The following is a 20,300-nucleotide window of genomic DNA, read 5'->3' as shown; positions in this document are numbered from 1 at the left end:
TATGCTAAAGCAATTTTTAAATTTAAAATTATCCCAAAAATTATCTCCACAGCAAATTCAGCTGATGAAGTTAATTCAATTGCCTACGCAAGCTTTTGAGCAACGTTTATTAGAAGAAATGAACGAAAATCCGGCTCTAGAAGCTGGAAAGGAAGATGAATACGAAGCAGATGAATTCGCAAATGAAGAATACGACGATTATGATGATGCAGAATCTGACAGAATCGAAGCAGACGACATTAACATAGACGAATACTTAAGCGACGACGACACGCCGGATTATAAAACTCAGGTGAACAATTACGGTGAAGATGAAGAACGCGAAACGCCTTTTGCTTCGCCGATAAGCTTTCATCAGGATTTAATCAATCAGTTGAATACTTTTATTTTGAACGATGAAGAGCGCGAAATCGCTGAATTTCTTGTTGGAAGTATTGATGATATGGGTTATATACGCAGAAGCGTTGCCGACATGGTCGACGATATGGCTTTTACGCAAGGTATTTATACCGATGAAGTAATGGTCGAAAAAATGCTGCATGTTATTCATGAATTGGAACCTTCGGGAGTTGGTGCGCGTGATTTGCAGGAATGTTTATTGTTACAATTAAAGCATAAAACACCAACTGAATATGTTGATTTAGCAATTGATATTATCGAAAACCAGTTTGATGCTTTTACCAAAAAACATTACGATAAATTATTGCAGAAATACGGTGTTTCAAACGAACAGCTTAAAAAAGCGATTCATGAAATCGAAAGACTGAACCCAAAACCAGGTGGCTCTTTTACAGGAAACAACAAAGTAACAGAAAATGTTGTTCCGGATTTCGCGATCAGAATTGTTGACGGCGAATTGGAACTGACATTAAACGGGCGAAATGCTCCTTCCCTGCACGTTTCTAAAGATTATCAGGAAATGATGCAAACGTATAAGGATTCTCGTGATAAATCGACTGCACAAAAAGATGCAGTTCAGTTTATCAAACAAAAACTGGATTCTGCGAAATGGTTTATCGATGCGATAAGACAACGTCAGGAAACACTTTTTGTAACGATGAATGCGATTATGCATTATCAGGAAGAATTCTTTTTAGACGGCGACGAAACTAAGCTAAAGCCAATGATCTTAAAAGACATTGCAGATATGGTTGGTTTGGATATTTCGACGATTTCACGTGTTGCCAATAGTAAATATGTTGAAACTCCGTACGGAACAAAACTAATCAAAGAGTTTTTCTCTGAAGCCATGAAGAATGACCAAGGAGAAGATGTTTCGACTTTAGAAATCAAAAAAATTCTGAAAAATACAATTGAAGAAGAAGACAAAAAGAAACCTTTGCCAGACGATCAATTGGCAGAAATCTTAAAAGAAAAAGGATATCCAATCGCGAGAAGAACCATTGCAAAATACCGTGAACAGCTTGATATTCCGGTTGCAAGAATGAGAAAGAAGATATAATACAATTGCAATTCACAATAAACCGGATTAAAATCCGGCACTACAATATCAATCGAGCCGAAGGCTCTTTATAGGGAGTTCCATAGGAACATATAATATTGTAGAGCTGGACTTCAGTCCAGTTTTAATATCAGATTTTATACAAAACAACAAACCCGACAGATTTTAAACCTGTCGGGTTTGTTGTTATATCAAGCATTTTGATTATTTATACTGATCTGGCGTTATAGTAACTTGAAATAAATAAATTCCTTTTTTATCCTTATAGCTGTAAATCAAAGTAAAACTATTTTTTCGAAATGTTCTAAGACCGGGATTAGACTTTGCCGTACTAATTAAACTTTGTGCAATATTTTCTTTTATTGTTTCAATTTCTGCAGTCTGTTTCTCAACATTTACTAAAGTCAAATTATATTGAACAACTTGTTTTTGAGGTAAACTAACACTATCCAAACGAATTCCTGGTTGTATTAATAAAGGGCAATTTTCATTATACTTTGCTACCAGCTCTGTTATTTCAATATTTAAATTAGGATCTTTAGGAGAAAAATAAAGAATTAAACTTGCTGATAATGCTATAATTCCACTAATTATTAAAACAATTAATCTTTTTTTCTTTGACGGTTGTTTCATTTGAAGTTTGATTTGTGACGAAAATGAAATTATTTTCCCTGATTTTTTTTCATTGCATTATAATACGCGGCACGGCTTAAAGGTTCGTATTCTTCCGTTTCACCAAGCATTACCAATTTATCATTATCGGTTTTACGGAAACTATAATTGGCAAGATTTCCTGTTCTGGTGCAAACAGCGTGAACTTTAGTTACATATTCTGCTGTTGCCATAAGCGCAGGCATTGGTCCGAAAGGGTTTCCTTTAAAGTCCATATCAAGACCTGCGACTATTACACGAATTCCCTGATTGGCAAGATCATTACAAACCGTAACAATTTCATCATCAAAAAATTGTGCTTCATCAATACCAATTACATCGCAGCCCTGAGCTAAAATAGCAATATTGGCAGCGGCCGGAACAGGAGTTGAGCGAATTTCGTTGGCATCGTGCGACACCACCAATTCGTCATGATAGCGGGTATCAATAGCAGGTTTAAAAATTTCGATTTTTTGTTTGGCAAATTGTGCACGTTTTAATCTGCGGATTAACTCCTCGGTTTTACCCGAAAACATTGATCCACAAATAACTTCAATCCAACCAAACTGTTCTTTGTGATTTACTGTATTTTCGAGAAACATTTTGTATTTTTCTGCCTTTAAAGATGAATAGTTTTTATTACTTTGTACTGGTAATAAATTGACGCTAAAATTTACTGTTTTAACGTTTTTTCAAAAGTAGAAAATTTTTATCAAATCGAAGATTCGCAAACGCTTATTAACAGAAATAAAAATTCATCTCGTCAATTTTCTCCATTAATAAAGAAATTCAATACAAAATACACTAAAATACCCTATTCACTATAATTTCAACAGTTATGAAAAAAAAATTGGAAGCCGATTTAATCAGCATTGCACATCGAATTTTAAAGCTTAAAAATAAATCCGATATCAATCAATTATATCTTGAAACACAGAAATTATACGAAAAATTAGCGGTTTTAAAATTTGTAGATGAAAATTTTGATGCTCAAAAACCAACCATTGGCCGAGGCGAAATTGATTCTCAACTTGAAACTATTTTTGATAAAGAAGAAATAATTCCGACAGAAATTGAAACTGAAGTTCCCGCTCCGGTTGCAGAAATTGCAATTGAAGCAACTCCTGAACCTGAAATTGAAGAAGTAAAAGAAGAGATTAAGGAAGAAGTTATTGCGGAAGTTCCTGAAGAAGTAATTCCGGAACCTGTTGCAGAAACGATTCCAGAACCTGTTGCCGCAATTGAAGAACCAGTTGCTGAAAAAGTAGAAGAACCGGTTTCAGAAACTAAAAAAGAAACTGCTACAGAAAGTTATTTTAGAACAATAAGCGATTTAAAACCAATTCCTGATTTTAAACCTGCTTTTGAATTAGACAGAGAAGAAAATGTAGAAGACGAAAAAACAGAAGAAATAAAAGCCGAAGAACCAAAAACAGAAACAGATAAAAAATCAATTCCGGTTCATCATATTTCGTTTGAAGATATTCTGGGCGTTAATTATGCCGATGCACAATTTGTAAAAGTGGATAGTTCTGAAAATGTTCCTGCTCCTCCTACTCCATCAATAAATGAATTCAACGAGAAAAAAACAGCTGTAGAAACGACTACTTTAGAATCTGAGAAATCAAAAGCGGTTCCGCTAAACGAGAAATTAGCAAAAGGTTTTCATATTGATTTAAATGATCGTATTGCATTTACAAAAAATCTTTTCGGAAACAGTACCGAAGATTACAGCCGCGTTTTAAATCAGTTATTGACATTTGATACGTATGGCGAAGCTCAGGATTTTATTGAAAACATGGTAAAACCAGATTACAATAACTGGGAAGGAAAAGATGATTACGCAGAACGTTTTCTTGGAATTGTTGAGAAAAAGTTTTCATAAACACGAATTTCACGAATTAACACAAATTTAAATTCGTTAAGTAGTCCTGCTATTAATTCGTGTTAATTCGTGAAATCTGTGTTATTACACTTTAATATTAAAATTAAATATGTCTAAATTATATATCGTTCCAACGCCAATTGGCAATCTTGAAGACATGACTTTTCGTGCTATTAGGATTCTCAAAGAAGTCGATTTGATCTTGGCGGAAGATACCAGAACGAGCGGAAAATTGTTGAAGCATTTTGAAATTGGCACGCACATGCACAGCCACCACATGCACAACGAACACAAAACAACCGAAAATTTAATTGCGCGTTTGAAAGCCGGCGAAACTATTGCCTTAATTTCAGATGCAGGAACTCCGGCGATTTCTGATCCTGGATTTTTATTAACGCGCGCCTGTGTCGAAAATAAAATTGAAGTAGAATGCTTACCAGGAGCAACAGCTTTTGTTCCGGCTCTTGTAAATAGCGGACTACCAAATGATAAATTTGTTTTTGAAGGTTTTCTGCCTGATAAAAAAGGACGTCAGACTCGGTTTTTGGCTTTAGCCGAAGAAACCAGAACGATGATTTTATATGTTTCTCCACATAAATTGGTTAAAACTTTAGCCGAATTTATTACTTATTTTGGAGAAGACAGACAAGTTTGCGTTTCGAGAGAATTATCAAAATTACATGAAGAAAATGTTCGCGGAACCGCAAGAGAAGTTCTGACTCATTTTGAAAAAACAGCACCACGCGGCGAAATTGTCGTTGTCGTTGCTGGGAAAACAATAATAAAAGAACCTAAGAAAAGTAAATTTTCTAAGGAAGAAGAAGATTAATATTTGCCACTAATTTTCACGAATTAAAGTTTGATTCAAATTAAAAATTAGCGGAAATTAGTGAAATTCGAGGCGAAAAAAAATAACAATACAAATCATGAGCATTCAAGCCTTTTTAGAAAAAGTAAAACAAACTCCAACACAAATAACATTTCCGGAAACGATTGCAGTGATTGAGGAAAATTACAATTTTACTCCAACCGCTTTTCAAAACGGAACACAACATAATGCAGCCGGAGAAAACTCTGGTTCTTGCAAGTTATTTTCTTTCGCAAAATTGCAAAATCTAAATAAAGACGAAACTTTAGCTTGTTTTGGCGCTTTTTATTTTGATGAAGTTTTAGGAGATCCAAACGGAACGAATCATCAGAACATTAGAAACTTTATCAATTTAGGCTGGGACGGAATTCAGTTTGAAGGAAACGCTTTAGAAGCGAAATAATTTTAGATTTTAGAGTGTAGATTTTAGATTTCTGAAAGCTACTTAATTCTGAATTCCTAAAGACTTTGTCAAAGTTTGAAACTTTGACAAAGATAAAACCGGATTTTTCTATCACAGATTAAAAATATTTACGTTACTAGATTAAACGATTTCAGAAATCCACAATCTAAAATCAACACTCTAAAATCTAAAATCAACCATGCGTTGGACATTAAAACCAAAACCTTCTGAAGATAAAATCAAACATTTGGCGCAGGCCTTAAATGTAGAAGATTTTGTAGCAACACTTTTGATTCAGCGTGGCATTGAAACTTTTGAAGATGCCAAAAATTTCTTTCGCCCTTCATTAGAACATCTTCATGATCCGTACTTGATGAAAGATATGGACAAAGCGGTTGCGCGAATAGAATCAGCCATAGAAAATCAGGAAAATATTTTAGTTTTTGGCGATTACGATGTCGACGGAACAACAGCAGTTTCTTTGGTTTCAGCGTATTTAAAATCACATTACCCAAATATTGCGACATATATTCCGGATCGTTATGACGAAGGTTACGGAATTTCTTTTAAAGGAATTGACTTTGCCGATGACAACGGATTTTCATTAATTATTGCACTCGATTGCGGCATTAAATCTATTGATCATATCGCCTACGCGAAAGAAAAAAACATCGACTTTATTATTTGTGATCACCACAGACCCGGAAATATTCTGCCGGATGCCGTTGCGATTTTAGATCCAAAAAGAGAAGACTGTTCCTATCCGTATGACGAATTATGCGGTTGCGGCGTTGGTTTTAAACTGATTCAGGCTTTAGGTCAGAATCGAAATGAAACGATTGAAGATTTGGTTCCGTATCTGGATTTGGTGGCTACGGCAATTGCAGCAGATATTGTTCCGATTACGGGTGAAAATCGGGTTTTAGCTTATTTCGGATTACAAGTTATCAATAGCGAACCAAGACCCGGAATTAGAGCTTTGGTGCATCAAATAAAAAAGAAAACATTAGATATTACAGATGTTGTTTTTATTATTTCGCCAAGAATAAACGCTGCCGGAAGAATAAAACACGGAAATCATGCCGTTGAATTACTAACAGAATTCAATTTTGAGCAAGCACAACAATTTGCATCAGAAATTGAACAATATAATTCTGACCGAAAAGATTTAGATAAGAGAATTACCAAAGAAGCTTTTCAACAAATATTAGAAAATCAGGAAGAAGAAAGATTTTCGACTGTTGTCTTTCAGGAAGACTGGCACAAAGGCGTTATCGGAATTGTCGCTTCAAGATTAATCGAAACCTATTACCGTCCAACTTTGGTTTTTACAAAAAGCGGCGATAAATATGCGGCTTCTGCAAGATCTGTAAAAGGCTTTGATGTTTACAATGCATTAGATGCCTGCGCGCATCATTTAGAGCAATTTGGAGGTCATATGTACGCAGCGGGAATGACTTTGAAAGCCGAGAATTATAAACCGTTTAAAGATGCATTTGAGAAACAAGTTTCAGAAACGATTTTACCTGAAATGCGAACTCCGGAAATAGAAATTGATGCTGAAATTAATTTTTCGGACATTACTCCAAAACTTGTTCGGATTTTGAAACAATTTGAACCTTTTGGTCCACAAAATATGACTCCGGTTTTTATGACCAAAGATGTAAAAGATACAGGTTACGCCAAAACTTTAGGAGCAGATGACGAACATTTGAGGCTTTTTGTAAAACAATCTAACTCCGAAGGAATTGCGGCAATTGGTTTCGGACTCGGAAAAAAAATAAACATTACAAAAAATCAAAACCCTTTTCAGCTGGCTTATTCATTATCTGAAAATGAATGGAATGGCACTGTTTCTACTCAACTTATGCTAAAAGATATTAGAACAAATGAAGAATAAAACAAAAAAAGCCGATCCTTATCAGGCATTGCGCTACAGAGAATTTAATGTGTTTTTATTATTGCGTTTCGCTATGGTTTTTGCCTGGTCGATGCAGTTTATTGTTATTGAATGGGAAGTTTATAGTATAACTAAAAATCCGCTTTCGTTGGGACTTATTGGTTTAATGGAAGTAATTCCAGCCGTAGGAATGGCTTTATTTGCCGGGCATATGGTCGATCAAAGAGAGAAAAAAGGTTTGTTGGTAAAATGTATTCTTGGGTTTTCTGTAATTAGTTTTGGGTTGTTTTTATTAACCTGGCCAAAAATCGTTACTGGTTGGTCTACAGATGCCATTTTATATTCCATTTACTTTTTAGTGTTTTTGGGAGGATTGGTTCGCGCTTTTCTTGGCCCAACTATTTTCTCGCTCTTGTCTTTAATTGTTCCTAAAAAAGCATATCCAAATGCCGCAACGTGGAGTAGTTCGGTTTGGCAGATTGGTTCTGTTTTAGGGCCGGCGGTTGCTGGTTTTTCTATCAACTTTATTGGCGTTCACTGGTCAATGTGTCTGGTTGTTGGATTTTCTGTATTCTCTTTGATTGCTTTATCACAAATCGAGAAAAAACCAATTCTCAATCCTAAAATTGGCGAACCGGTAATGGAAAGTCTGAAAGAAGGATTGAAGTTTGTCTTTAATAACAAAACCATTTTAGGTGTTCTTTCGCTTGATATGGTTGCTGTTTTATTTGGTGGAGCTGTAGCATTACTTCCTGTTTTTGCGCAGGATATTTTAAAAGTTGGCCCGGAAGGTTTTGGTGTATTAAGAGCTGCACCGGCAATTGGTGCGTTTATAACGATGCTGATTTCAGCGTATGTTCCGTTGTACAAAAAAGCCGGAATGAAACTGTTGGTAGCAATTTTCGTTTTCGGATTGTGTATTATTCTATTCGGAGTTTCAACTATTTTCTGGCTTTCAGTTGTAGCTTTATTTTTAAGCGGTGTAGCTGACGGAATTTCTGTAGTAATTCGCCAGACGATCCTGCAACTTAAAACTCCAGATCATATGCGCGGACGTGTTGCGGCCGTGAATTCTATGTTTGTGGGTTCTTCGAATGAATTAGGCGCTTTTGAAAGTGGTCTAACAGCCAAATTGATGGGAACTGTAGTTTCTGTAGTTTTTGGCGGAAGTATGACGCTTTTAACTGTTTTAGGTTTCGGAATAAAATCGCCTACGTTTAGAAATTTAGATCTTCAAAAGGATATGGAAGATCATCAAAATATGGAGTAATGAAACGTTTACTATTAATTTTCTTTTTCACCATTTCCTTTTTCGCAAACGGACAAAATCTTTACATCAAAACATACGGAAATTCGAAAGATAAACCCGTAATCTTTATTCACGGTGGACCAAGTGGGAATTCGACTTTATTTGAAGGCACAACTGCTCAAAAACTGGCTGATAAAGGTTTTTATGTCATTGTTTATGACAGAAGAGGCGAAGGAAGATCTACAGACCTCAACGCAAAGTTTACTTATGAAGAAGCTTTCGCGGATTTAAATTCAATTTTGAAAGAATACCATTTACAGCAAGTAACGCTTTTGGCTCATAGTTTTGGAGGTTTGGTTGCTACACTTTATACCGATAAATATCCTGGAAATGTAAGTTCTCTTGTTTTGGCCGGCGCTTTATTTTCGCAACAGGAAACTTACGATCATATTTTAAAATCGGTTTCAAAAATTGCAACTGCTAAAAAAGATTCAAATCAATTGAAAAAAATAAGTACAATTGAAAAGCTAAATAAAAACTCGGCAGAATATCGAAAAGGGTGTTTTGACTTAGCGGGAGAAAATAGTTATTTCAAAATGCCGAATCCAACTGATGCTTCAAAAAAATTATATAGTGATTACGAAGCGAGTGAATTTTTTAAAACCAACATTCGAAACAAAAATGCGCCACTGCTTTTTTATCAAAATGAAAAGCAAAACAATATCGACAGCAGACCTTTTTTAAAGAAAATCAAATCAAGCGGAGTTCCTATTTATGCTGTTTACGGAAAGAGGACGGTATCTTTTCTAATGCTCAAATTAGTTCGATTAAAAGCATTGTTGGAAAAAATCATTTTGCTTTGTTGGAAAACTGTTCACATTATTTATTTGTTGATCAACAGAGTCAATTTTTATCTCAAATTGAAAAGTGGTATAAGTAAAATTTTATTTTGAATATAAATGATATAAATAAAGTTTAAGTATATCTTTTAAAACCCCATTATAAGACTTATAATGGCGAATATTTTTTTATTATTTTATGATTCTTTTATTTAGAATTGATATAAATAATATTTATATTTGTTACAATAAAAGGATTTGTAATGAAAGAAATAGAACAGTTATACCACAACAATTTTGGAATTGCGTTTTACTGGAAAAAGGAAAACGAAACCATAACTGACAAAGTGCAATTGGTTTTTAAAGAAACCGGATTCTATTTTAGCGTTCAGGAATTGAATCAGTTTTGCGATTTAATAGAAGACAGCATGATCGAAAATGGCTGTTGTGAAGCTTGCGAATTAAAATATTCCTGCCATAAATTTTTATTGAAAACACCTTGCGCTTCTATCGATTTGGCGGTTTCTATGACGGAATTAAAATCGATAAAAGATTTGGTTGAAGGTTCTTTGTTCCGAATTGATCTTGACGAATATGTTTACGGAGCCGGCATGAATTAGCTATCAATTCAGAACTATATTAAATATTTAACTACATTCTTTCATAATTGAAATATATTTTGATTTTCTTCAAAAAAAAGTATATTTACAATAATGAAAAAAATAAGAATTCTTTTTGTCATTGCTGTCTTGACCACATTTTTTACAAGCTGCAAGAATGAATCTGACAATTATATTGATCCGCGCGGAACCGATTATGCCGGTTCTGAAAGCTGTATTCAATGTCATCAGGCACAATCTGAATCGGCTTTTCATACTTCACATTTCAAAGCCACAGCTCCGGCAACTAAAGAAAATATTCTGGGACATTTTAAAGATGGTAAAAATATCTTTGTTTATGATAAAGACACAAAATTAGTGATGGAAGAGCGAAACGATACAATGTATCAGGTTTTGTATAAAAACAATAAAGAAGTTAAAGCTTATCCGTTTGAAGTTTTATTTGGAACCAAACACGCCCAAACCAGCGCATACTGGAAAAATCATTATAGTTACGAACTTCCTATTTCGTACTATAAATCGATAAATTCGTGGGCAACAAGTCCGGGTTATTCTGCAACTACAACTAATTTCGAAAGAAAAGTAGAAAAAGAATGTTACGGATGCCACAGCTCTAATATTGCGAGTAGATATATTACCACCAGTTCGGATAGCATTACTTTTATGACTATGGAAGTGGAAGATTTTGTGAACAAAAAAACGCTGATTTATGGTATTGATTGTGAACGCTGCCACGGTCCGGCAAAAAAACATGTTCAGACACATTTAAAATTTCCTGATTTAAAGATTGCTCAAAATATTGTTGCTTTCAAAAACTTAAAAAGGCAGCAAAAAATAGATGCATGCGCGCTTTGCCATTCCGGAAATGATAAATATAAAATGAAATCACGTTTTGAATTTAAGCCCGGAGATAATCTTTCAGATTATTTTAGAGCTGTTCCGGGATCAAATGACAGCATTCATTATGATGTTCACGGAAATCAATTGGGATTACTTTCTCAAAGCAAATGTTTTAAGAAAAGTGAAACTATGGATTGTATGACTTGTCATAATCCCCATGAAAATGCATCTCAAAATCTAAAAACGTATTCTAAAATTTGCATGAGTTGTCATCAGGGTGTAACGCATAACGAGGCGACTTTAAAAACGATTTCAAAAGCGATGTTAGCAAACAATTGTGTGGAATGTCATATGCCGAAACAAGATTCAAAAGCAATCCGTTTTCAACAATCAAATAAAGCGGCAATGTCGAGTTATTCTTTACGAACACACAAAATTGCTATTTATCCGGCCAATAAAAATTAATTATTGTTCGAATTTTTGAAGTTCGAAAGTTTCGCCATCAAAAACTCCATAGGTAAAATAACCAATCCAGTCGCCAAGATTTACATAATTGGAATCTTCTCCAACCGGAATAATCATTGGTAAATGACGGTGTCCGAAAATAAAGTAATTGTAATGTTTGGTTTCGAGTTTGCGTTTGGCGTATAAAACCAGCCATTCGTTTTCTTCTCCTAAAAATTTTACATCTTCGGCACCCGAAATCAGTTTGTTTTTAACGGATAAATATTGCGCTAAACTCACACCAACATCCGGATGCAACCAGCGAAAAAGCCATTTTGAAAACGGATTTGTAAATACCTTTTTCATTCGCTTATATCCTTTATCACCTGGGCCTTTTCCGTCGCCGTGACCTATTAAAAAGGTTTTCCCGTTAAAAGTGAATTCCTTGTTATCATGATAAACGGGAATATTCAATTCAGTTTGAAAATAATCATTCATCCATAAATCATGATTTCCAACGAAAAAATAAATCGGGATTCCGCTATCACGAATTTCAGCAAGTTTACCTAAAACACGCACAAATCCTTTTGGCACAACGGTTTTATATTCGAACCAGAAATCAAACAAATCTCCCAATAAAAAAATAGCTTCGGCATCTTGTTTTACCACATCTAACCAGGCTACAAATTTTTGTTCGCGAGGCAAACTCAACTCAGAAGTTGGAGCTCCAAAATGCTGATCAGAAGCGAAATATACTTTTTTCATTTAGATTATTAGATTTTTAGACTGCTTAGATTGTTGGACTTCTTAGATGTTAGACTTCTTAGATATGGACTTTTCGACTTTGGACTTTGGACTTTTCGACTAATTAATTATCAGATGCATACCATTCTGCGAATGACGATTCTGTTTCCTGAAGTTTAAGGGAAAAAAGAGAAATTTCTTTTGGCAAACGCGCGATGATTCTTTCAGAAAAATCAACTACCATATTTTCACTTGTTGGCTGATAATCAACCAAAATTACGTGATGTCCACGGTTTTTTAATTCATTTGCCAATTCGATATGCGGTGTCGTTTCATTAAAAACGGTTGCATGATCAAACTGATCGACGATTTCTTCTTTTACAATTTTCTTTAGATCCGAAAAATCAATTACCATTCCGAATTTTACATTTGTCCGATCCGTTATTGGCGAACCAATAACTGTTACCGACAATTTATAACTGTGTCCGTGAACGTTTTTGCATTTTCCGTCGTAACCGTACAAAGCGTGACCGGTTTCGAAACTAAATTGTTTTGTAATTCTGATATTACTCATCGATTTGAATTTTAGGTTGCAAATTTACAAATTAATAACCGTTTAAATAATAAATTCCAAATAAAGAAAAATCCCAAATTCCAATAGAGCATTGAGTTCTATATTGGAATTTGGGATTTCCTTTTTTTTATTTCTTAAACTGTGTCAAAGCATTTCTGCTAAAATCAGATAAAACCAATTTACCAGTAATCGCGGCTCTTTCAATAAGTAATGATTCCCATTGTTCTGTTCCTTCCCAGATAATTTTCTTCATTTCGTGTAAAGCTTCCGGATTGTACGAGCTTAATTTTTGAGCAAAATTGGCAACGGCTGCATCCAGTTCTTCTGAAGAATGAAGCGAAGCATACAATCCGTTTTGAAGCGCCCATTCTGCAGATTTCCATTCGTGTGCGGCTAATGTCATTTCGGTCATGGCGGTTTTACCAATTTTACGTGAAACGGCCGGCTCGATCACAAACGGACCGATGCCAATTGCCAGTTCAGAAAGTTTTATAGCGCTTTCGGTCGTAGCCAAAACATAATCGCAAGTGGCAATAATCCCTACTCCACCGCCAACTGCTTTTCCCTGAACACGACCTACAATTAGTTTAGAGCAATTTCGCATGGCATTTAGCAAATGTGCAAAACCAGAGAAAAATTCGGTTCCCTGTTCTTCATTTTCTACTGTCAGAAGTTCATCAAACGAAGCGCCTGAACAAAAGGCTTTCGAACCTTCGCTTTGCAAAATAATAACCGAAATAGTTTCATTTCGACTTAAAGAATTAATTTCGGCAGTTAAGCGATCTAACAATTCTCGTGGGAAAGAATTACTCGCCGGATGACCAAATTGAACGGTTGCAATATTATTTTGAAAAGTAGTTTCTAAAGATCCCTTTTGAATTTCTGAACTCATAAAATAGTTTTTATGGTAAAGTTACGATTTTGGCAACTATTTTCAACTGAAGCCGATTTGAAATTTGTTTTTTGAAAATTAATTGACTTTATTTGCTACACAATTGGGGGATTAGCTCATTTGGCTAGAGTACTTGCCTGGCAGGCAAGGGGTGACCGGTTCGAATCCGGTATTCTCCACAAACCGTATTACTTTATTGTGATACGGTTTTTTTATTCATTAAACTAAAAACCATATGAAAAAAATCATTCTAGCTTTATTTGTATTAATAAGCATTAATTCTTTTGCACAAGAATTTAAAATCAAAAAGGGAGAAGTCTTATTAGACGGAAAACCAATTGCGAAAATTTCTACAAAAGTACTTCGCGAATACAAAATCTCGAATTTAGACGGTACAAACACGATTACTGCTTACATGAGAATTTGCAATACGACAACACCGGGTAAAGTTTATATTGAAGTTTTTAATGAAAATGATAAAAAATCTAACGATCTTGATTTTGCAAAATATTCGCCTTTTAATGTAGACAGAAGTATTGTTCAAACTTTGTTTGCAAAGGAAATGATTACAGAAAACGGCGTTCAGTTAGAAAAAATAAATGCATTTCTAAATGATACACCAACTGGTTTGGGCGAAAAATACGGTTGTAAACAAGAGAATGCAGAGAAAAAAATTACCGATGCTCTTGATTTAACTTTAGATGACAGCGGCAATATCCTGAGCAAAAACCAGAAAATTGGCTACATCTCGATGATTACTAAAAATGGCCAGGTCGAAAAATATGAAGTAACAGACTTAGACCATAATTTAATTGCAACCTGGTTTGCACAAATGGGAACGGTTCAGGGTTATGATAAATATCTAAACAAGGAAATAATAACGTACGATAAAAAAGTTTTTAAAGTAGAGTTTGACAACGGCGGAAATTTTATTGGCTACAAAATGAGCAAAGACATTACAGCAATAAATATTGTAAAAAAACTTGCTGTCAATGGTTACAATCTAGGTCACAGCAAATAAAGAATTTTAAAATTATATTTTTCAAAAAAGGAGTTATTAGTATTTACTATGACTCCTTTTTTGCGTTATGTGAGTAAGTTTTATTTTCAGAAGATCTTTTGTTCAAAATAAAATCGTTTTTAATTAACTTACATGAAATTATATAGAGCGAAATATTTATAATTTCAAATTAAAAACTTAAAAGATGACAATATTACTACGCTGGTTATTATTGCCCATAATCGCACTACTTGCATTATTGTTCTGGAAAGGCAGTCCACTACTTATAAAATCTTCATTACTGGTTATTCCGTTGGGTCTTATTATTGGCTGGTTTGCACATGAAGGCGCTTTTGGCGGAAGCGGCGGATTAGAAAAAGTTTACGGTTTGATCACCTTAATTGGTTTTTTGTTTTTCTATGAAATCGGGCTATTAATTGTTCGTTATCAGCTAGCCAAAAAAAGCTTAAGTACTACAGAAGATGACGTACTTCTTATTATTGGATTGGTTCTTTTAATTTCATCAATTGTATACTTTTTAATAGCAATTTCCGAATAGGACAAATAAAAAGATTAAATATTTATATAATCCCTACGGGATATTTATTGGATACGTTGCTTTCTACTACCAATATGTAACTCCTAACGGAGTATTTCGTAGAAATTAAATATTGGTAAATAAATATTAAATGCAAAACATTTGTCCCGTAAGGACTTTAAAGTTTTTTTTTAGTTATCGTTCTCATTTATAACCTACCTCAACAAATACCCCAATCGAATACTTCCATAAAAAGAGCCCGTCATATCATGACTTTCTAATTCTTTTCCGTGATAAATAAAAGAGTAAGACAAATTGAAATTATTGTGTCGGTATTTTAAACCAAACTCGGCATTAAAGCGCCACGGAATCAATTCGAAAGTTACCGGACTTGTATTGCTGAACATACTTCCTTCGATTGTAGCATCGTAAAATTGGTAATTGATACTTGGAATCGCATAAAAATAAAATTCTCTCACATTAAACTGCGGTTGAGAATTTACAGAAGCATCATGCAAATTCGAATCGTAAATTGGGAGTAATTTCTTAAAACCAATTCGGGTCAGGAAACCTGCTGAAACTCCGGTAAAAATAGTGCCCAGATTTGCTTCCGACTGAAAATTTAGATCTATAAATTCTTTGGGATTGCTTTTAAACAATTTTTTAGAATACAAAACATGCGCCTGAATCCCTAAAGCGTTATGAAGCTGGTTCTCCCAACCGTAAACGGTTTTATAACCAATAACATGGTGAAAGCTTTCCTGTGTTTCGCGACCAAAGGCATTTGGCCCCATATAACCAATTTGAAAATCGGTTTTTAAAACTGATTCTGACTGGTAAAAGAAACTTCTTCCGGCTTCGGCAAAAAGATAACCCGTAAAAGGACGATTGTTATCATTGGCCGCTTCTTTGTTAATATATCTTGGATTATATATATATTGCCCAACTCGAAATTCAGTTATTTTTTTATTGATTTTCTCGTTGTTGTTCTTCGATAAAAATCGGTAAAAAAGTTCTAAACCATTCGTATAATACATATCATTTTTAGACGATGTGTATAAATCATTGTCGGTTATAAAACCTATTTCTTTAGTTTTTCCTTGTCCAAAAGTCAACGTTGTAGTCAATATCAGAAAAGCAAAAAATGCTTTTTTACTTTCCATTATAATTTATTTTTCCAACATAACGCATCTCGCGAACGATTCTCTGTTTTCTTCTGTTAATGTAACTTGATGAACCTGTAGCTTTAAATTTTCTTGGATTGGGCAAAATAGCGGCAATTCCGGCAGCTTGCATTGGTGTTAAACTCGACGCATCCCGGCGGTACCAGTGTTCTGTTGCGGCATAAGCGCCATAAACACCGTCACCCATTTCGATGCTGTTTAAATAGACTTCCATGATGCGTTCTTTGCCCCAGATAATTTCTATTAAAACAGTAAAATAAGCTTCTAAACCTTTACGCAAATAACTTTTTCCCTGCCATAAAAATACATTTTTGGCGGTTTGTTGCGAAATTGTACTTCCACCACGAATTCGGCGACCGCGCTCGTTGCTTTTGTATGCTTTTTGAAGCGCTTTAAAATCGAAACCATTATGTATCAAAAAAGTTCCGTCTTCACTGGCGATTACAGCTTTTTGTAAATTCATCGAAATTTTCTCAATTGGTTCCCAGTCATGATCAAAATAAACCTCTTTCCCTCCTGCTTTATTTTCGATTGCACGAATGATCATTAATGGCGTAAAAGGCACCGGAACAAATTTAAAAAAGATCACAGAACCAATTGAAAGGCCGAAAAACCATAACATTAGTTTAATGAAAAACCATTTTACTTTTTCACCCAAAGAGCGGTTCTTCTTTTTAGCGGTTGGTTTCGGTTTACTTGCGGTAGTTTTTTTTGGTGCCGGTTTTTTGGTTGCTGCCATTATATTAAATCTGCTAATTCTGTTCCTATTAAACTTCCTATTGCTACACCCATTCCGCCTAAACGCACTCCACAAAACACGTTTTCAGACAGTTGCGACACAACAGGTTTTTTACTGTTTCCAATTCCCATGATTCCGCTCCAACGATGGGCGATTTGGAATTCCTGGTTTGGTAAAATTACATTTTTAAGTAAATCTTCCAACTTATTTTGTACAATTTTGGTCTGGCCAAATTCAGTTGTGGTTTCAGTTTCAAAATCGAGATTTCGTCCACCTCCAAGTAAGATTCTGTCGCCTATGTTTCTGAAATAATAATAACCGCGATCCAGATGAAAAGTTCCTCTGATATCTAAATTCTTTATAGGTTCTGTAATTAAAACCTGTGCTCTTGCAGGCTGTACGGCTCCATTGGTTAATTCACCTGAAAAACCATTGGTTGCAAAAAGTATTTTATTCGATTTAAAGCTAAAATCGCCAAGAACAACTTCAACCTGATTTCCTAAATCTGAATATCCTGTTACCGTTTGTTGATTCAAAATTAAAATATCGGCAGCGACGGCTTGTTTCAGCAATTCCTGCATCATATTTCCGGTATCAATCTGTGCTTCAAACGGATTAAAGATCGAATATTCATGAATATTTTCAAATCCAAATCGGTCTACTTCTTTGGCAAAAACATCATTTTTAAAAATAGGCTTCAAAATTTCGTTGATAAACGGCAAACGCATTATCGTTTCGTTAAATCCTCTTTCGTCCTCTTTTAGAAACAATTCATATCCGCCATGAGGTTTAAAATCAATTGCATTGTCTCCTAATCTTTTTCGGAGCAATTGCAAACCTTGCCAGCGTTTTTCAATAAGCTGTACGACATCTTCTTCGGTATGTGTTTTTAAATCTTCCAAAATTTCTGAAAGACTTCCGAAACAGGCAAAACCGGCATTTTTTGTACTTGCGCCTTGTGGCAGCATTCCTTTTTCCAACACCAGAATTTTGGCTGCCGGAAATTTTTCGCGTAAGCGCAATGCTGCATACAAACCCACGATGCCGCTGCCCACGATTGTATAATCGACATTCGTGAACCAATTTTTCAGTTCCCAGTAACTTAATTCCATTTGGCAAATTTTTATAAAAATAATGATTTTTTTGAACCATTTAAGTAATATAAGTTCATTTAAATTTTATTTTTTTGCCAAAGATTTCACAGATTAACGCTATTTTTTTCTTAAACATTAATGTTTTGTTTTTTACCATTAAGAGATTAAGAAAATTAAGTACTGCTTTCTAAATATACCTTAATACCTTCATCTCTTAATGGTTCATCTAAAAAATTATGTGTCAGGCTGAGCGAAGTCGAAGCCCTTTCACGTAATAAGCCTTCTTCCGAAGCTTCGGAACGGTCAGGCCGACAACGCCGGTAAGTTTTAACAAATAATTGGAATTTGGAATTCAAAAAATTGGGATTTAAAATTCGTACTTTTAGCTCCACAAAAATTACAAGTTTATTATGAAAAAAGTTTTATTTACAACCTTAATAATGATGAGTTTAAACGCTATCGGACAAAATGTAATGTCACCGGAATTGTTATGGAAATTAGGAAGAGTCTCTGCACTTGGACTTTCGAAAGATGAAAAGAATGTTGTTTTTAAGGTTTCGACTCCTTCTGTAGAAGAAAACAAGTCGTCGTCTAAATATTATATTTTGCCTGTAAATGGCGGAAATGCAACTGAAATTAAAGACACGAAAGAGGTATTGAAAGACAAAAATGTTTCGCCTGACGGAAAATTTTTAGTGTATAATGAAGAGGTGAAACTTGATAAGGTTTTAGGTAAAGATTATTATCCGAACCTTCAAAAATCAGATGTTCAGATTTATAATGGCTTAGATTACCGTCATTGGGATACCTGGAATGAAGGGAAATTCAACCATGTTTTTTATAAAGAAAATAAAGAAGGCGCAACAGGAATTGACATTTTAAAAGGTGAAACTTTTGATTCTCCGCAAAAACCTTTTGGTGGTGACGAAGATTATATCTGGTCTCCGGACGGAAAAAGCATTTTTTATGTATGCAAGAAAAAAGCAGGAACAGAATATGCGATTTCTACGAATACAAATATTTATGAGTACAATTTAGAAACTAAAAAAACGACGAACAGAACCGAAGATAATTTAGGTTACGATACGGCGCCGCAATTTTCTCCAACAGGAAATTTGACCTGGCTGCAAATGAAACGTGATGGTTATGAAGCTGATAAAAACGACATTATTGTTGAGTTTAAAGGAATCAAAACCAATCTAACTGCAAATTGGGACGGAACTGTAGATAATTTTATCTGGAGTAAAGATGGTAAAAATGTGTTTTTTGTTGCTCCGGTTGATGGTACAAAACAATTGTTTTCTGTAAACTTTCCGGGTTTAACGAAAATAGCAATTCAGGTGCAGCAATTAACAAGTGGGGATTTTGATGTAAATGATTTAGTTGGTTTTGCTGGCGACGACATTATCGTAACAAGATCTGACATGAACCATGCCGGAGAGATTTTTTCTTATAATTTGAAGAAAAAAAACTGGAAACAATTATCAAAGGTAAATACAGAAACTTATAAAACGCTTTCATTAGGTAAAATTGAAAAACGTTATGTAACAACAACGGACGGCAAAAAAATGTTGGTTTGGGTAATTCTTCCTCCAAATTTTGATGCTACGAAAAAATATCCAACCCTATTATTTTGTCAAGGCGGACCACAATCTGCTTTAACTCAGGCTTATTCTTTCCGTTGGAATTTCTCCTTAATGGCGGCAAAAGGCTATATTGTTGTGGCACCAAATCGTCGCGGAATGCCAGGACATGGTGTAGAATGGAACGAACAAATTAGTAAAGACTGGGGCGGACAAGTTATGGACGATTACCTTTCTGCAATTGATGATGTATCTAAAGAAAGCTATGTCGACAAATCTCGTTTAGGGTGTGTTGGTGCAAGTTACGGTGGATATTCTGTATTTTATTTAGCTGGAATTCACAAAAACCGTTTTAAAACTTTTATAGCCCACGATGGCGTTTTCAATACTGTTAGTATGTTAGGAACTACTGAAGAAGTTTTCTTTAACAACTGGGATTTTGGCGGTGCTTATTGGGAAAAAGATAATGCTGTGGCGCAAAAAGCATACACAACTTTTAATCCTGCAACTTTGGTGCAAAACTGGAATAAACCTATTTTGATTATTCAGGGAGGAAAAGATTTTCGTGTGCCAATTGGGCAAGGACAAGAGGCTTTTCAGGCGGCACAATTACGAGGTATAAAAAGCCGATTATTGTATTTCCCGGAAGAAAATCACTGGGTTTTGAAACCTCAAAATGCTCAGGTTTGGCAAGGAGAATTCTTTAAATGGCTGAGTGAAACGCTATAATTCATTAATTAAATAAAGTTCGCCGCCTATTTTTTCAGATTCAATTTTAGAGTTTGAAAAAA

At 34.7% G+C, this 20,300-nt stretch carries 20 protein-coding genes and 1 tRNA gene; 13 read left to right on the top strand and 8 right to left on the bottom strand.

The features are described from left to right. Position 1 precedes the first annotated feature (1 nt). Positions 2–1,462: an RNA polymerase factor sigma-54 gene (rpoN, locus tag EV143_RS03310; protein ID WP_133506548.1), complete on the top strand. Its 1,461-nt coding sequence runs from the start codon at positions 2–4 to the stop codon at positions 1,460–1,462. Positions 1,463–1,666: 204 nt separating this feature from the next. Here the strand turns inward: rpoN and EV143_RS03305 are convergent, their stop codons facing one another. After that, positions 1,667–2,095 (bottom strand): hypothetical protein, encoded by a 429-nt coding sequence (locus tag EV143_RS03305; RefSeq protein ID WP_133506547.1) that lies wholly within the window; start codon positions 2,093–2,095, stop codon positions 1,667–1,669. 29 nt (positions 2,096–2,124) lie between these two features. Beyond that, positions 2,125–2,715, bottom strand: a complete 591-nt coding sequence (locus tag EV143_RS03300; protein WP_133506546.1) for a thymidine kinase — start codon at positions 2,713–2,715, stop codon at positions 2,125–2,127. Positions 2,716–2,951: 236 nt separating this feature from the next. Here EV143_RS03300 and EV143_RS03295 point away from each other — a divergent pair, with 236 nt between their 5' ends. The 8 genes from EV143_RS03295 to EV143_RS03260 all read left to right on the top strand — a co-directional run bounded on the left by EV143_RS03295 (position 2,952) and on the right by EV143_RS03260 (position 11,182). Next, positions 2,952–3,998, top strand: coding sequence for a hypothetical protein (locus EV143_RS03295; RefSeq protein WP_133506545.1), 1,047 nt, complete (start codon positions 2,952–2,954; stop codon positions 3,996–3,998). Positions 3,999–4,107: 109 nt separating this feature from the next. Next, on the top strand, positions 4,108–4,827 hold the full coding sequence (gene rsmI / locus EV143_RS03290) for a 16S rRNA (cytidine(1402)-2'-O)-methyltransferase (protein ID WP_133506544.1): 720 nt from the start codon (positions 4,108–4,110) through the stop codon (positions 4,825–4,827). Positions 4,828–4,924: 97 nt separating this feature from the next. Beyond that, a complete protein-coding gene (locus EV143_RS03285) occupies positions 4,925–5,269 on the top strand; it encodes a HopJ type III effector protein (protein ID WP_133506543.1) in 345 nt (114 codons plus the stop codon). A gap of 199 nt (positions 5,270–5,468) precedes the next feature. Further along, on the top strand, positions 5,469–7,169 hold the full coding sequence (gene recJ, locus EV143_RS03280) for a single-stranded-DNA-specific exonuclease RecJ (RefSeq protein WP_133506542.1): 1,701 nt from the start codon (positions 5,469–5,471) through the stop codon (positions 7,167–7,169). Then, positions 7,159–8,439: an MFS transporter gene (locus EV143_RS03275; protein WP_133506541.1), complete on the top strand. Its 1,281-nt coding sequence runs from the start codon at positions 7,159–7,161 to the stop codon at positions 8,437–8,439. The genes recJ and EV143_RS03275 overlap by 11 nt, the downstream gene beginning before the upstream one ends. Beyond that, positions 8,439–9,371: an alpha/beta fold hydrolase gene (locus EV143_RS03270; protein WP_243739780.1), complete on the top strand. Its 933-nt coding sequence runs from the start codon at positions 8,439–8,441 to the stop codon at positions 9,369–9,371. Before EV143_RS03275 ends, EV143_RS03270 begins: the two co-directional genes overlap by 1 nt. A 149-nt stretch (positions 9,372–9,520) precedes the next feature. Further along, the gene (locus EV143_RS03265; protein WP_133506540.1) at positions 9,521–9,877 is read left to right on the top strand and encodes a hypothetical protein; all 357 of its coding nucleotides are present in this window, start codon (positions 9,521–9,523) and stop codon (positions 9,875–9,877) included. Positions 9,878–9,970: 93 nt separating this feature from the next. Continuing rightward, on the top strand, positions 9,971–11,182 hold the full coding sequence (locus tag EV143_RS03260; RefSeq protein ID WP_133506539.1) for a cytochrome c3 family protein: 1,212 nt from the start codon (positions 9,971–9,973) through the stop codon (positions 11,180–11,182). On the opposite strand, the gene EV143_RS03255 is transcribed toward EV143_RS03260, so the two are convergent. From EV143_RS03255 to EV143_RS03245, 3 genes are all read right to left on the bottom strand, one after another. Beyond that, positions 11,183–11,926, bottom strand: coding sequence for a UDP-2,3-diacylglucosamine diphosphatase (locus EV143_RS03255; protein WP_133506538.1), 744 nt, complete (start codon positions 11,924–11,926; stop codon positions 11,183–11,185). Positions 11,927–12,029: 103 nt separating this feature from the next. Continuing rightward, positions 12,030–12,479, bottom strand: coding sequence for a 6-pyruvoyl trahydropterin synthase family protein (locus EV143_RS03250; protein WP_133506537.1), 450 nt, complete (start codon positions 12,477–12,479; stop codon positions 12,030–12,032). Positions 12,480–12,606: 127 nt separating this feature from the next. Beyond that, positions 12,607–13,371, bottom strand: a complete 765-nt coding sequence (locus EV143_RS03245) for an enoyl-CoA hydratase/isomerase family protein (protein ID WP_133506536.1) — start codon at positions 13,369–13,371, stop codon at positions 12,607–12,609. 105 nt (positions 13,372–13,476) lie between these two features. Here EV143_RS03245 and EV143_RS03240 point away from each other — a divergent pair. From EV143_RS03240 to EV143_RS03230, 3 genes are all read left to right on the top strand, one after another. Further along, positions 13,477–13,550: transfer RNA gene (locus EV143_RS03240), tRNA-Ala, on the top strand. A gap of 56 nt (positions 13,551–13,606) precedes the next feature. Next, entirely contained in the window at positions 13,607–14,392 is a 786-nt protein-coding gene (locus EV143_RS03235; protein WP_133506535.1) for a hypothetical protein, read from the top strand. Between the two features lie 184 nt (positions 14,393–14,576). Next, positions 14,577–14,930 (top strand): hypothetical protein, encoded by a 354-nt coding sequence (locus EV143_RS03230; RefSeq protein WP_133506534.1) that lies wholly within the window; start codon positions 14,577–14,579, stop codon positions 14,928–14,930. Between the two features lie 194 nt (positions 14,931–15,124). Here the strand turns inward: EV143_RS03230 and EV143_RS03225 are convergent, their stop codons facing one another. The 3 genes from EV143_RS03225 to EV143_RS03215 are packed head-to-tail and all read right to left on the bottom strand — an operon-like array spanning position 15,125 to position 17,944. After that, positions 15,125–16,072, bottom strand: coding sequence for a lipid A deacylase LpxR family protein (locus EV143_RS03225; protein ID WP_133506533.1), 948 nt, complete (start codon positions 16,070–16,072; stop codon positions 15,125–15,127). After that, complete coding sequence (mtgA, locus tag EV143_RS03220) at positions 16,062–16,832, bottom strand: monofunctional biosynthetic peptidoglycan transglycosylase (protein WP_133506532.1); 771 nt, start codon at positions 16,830–16,832, stop codon at positions 16,062–16,064. The genes EV143_RS03225 and mtgA overlap by 11 nt, the downstream gene beginning before the upstream one ends. Further along, entirely contained in the window at positions 16,832–17,944 is a 1,113-nt protein-coding gene (locus EV143_RS03215) for an NAD(P)/FAD-dependent oxidoreductase (RefSeq protein ID WP_133506531.1), read from the bottom strand. The genes mtgA and EV143_RS03215 overlap by 1 nt, the downstream gene beginning before the upstream one ends. 392 nt (positions 17,945–18,336) lie before the next feature. On the opposite strand from EV143_RS03215, the gene EV143_RS03210 reads away from it, so the two are divergent. Then, positions 18,337–20,238, top strand: coding sequence for a S9 family peptidase (locus tag EV143_RS03210; RefSeq protein WP_133506530.1), 1,902 nt, complete (start codon positions 18,337–18,339; stop codon positions 20,236–20,238). The last annotated feature ends 62 nt before the right edge of the window (positions 20,239–20,300 follow it).

Origin of the sequence: Flavobacterium chryseum, from assembly GCF_004362015.1 — a bacterium.
GTDB lineage: Bacteria > Bacteroidota > Bacteroidia > Flavobacteriales > Flavobacteriaceae > Flavobacterium.
Note: the sequence above shows the minus strand (reverse complement) of the source record. Positions and strands in the feature narration are given on the sequence as shown.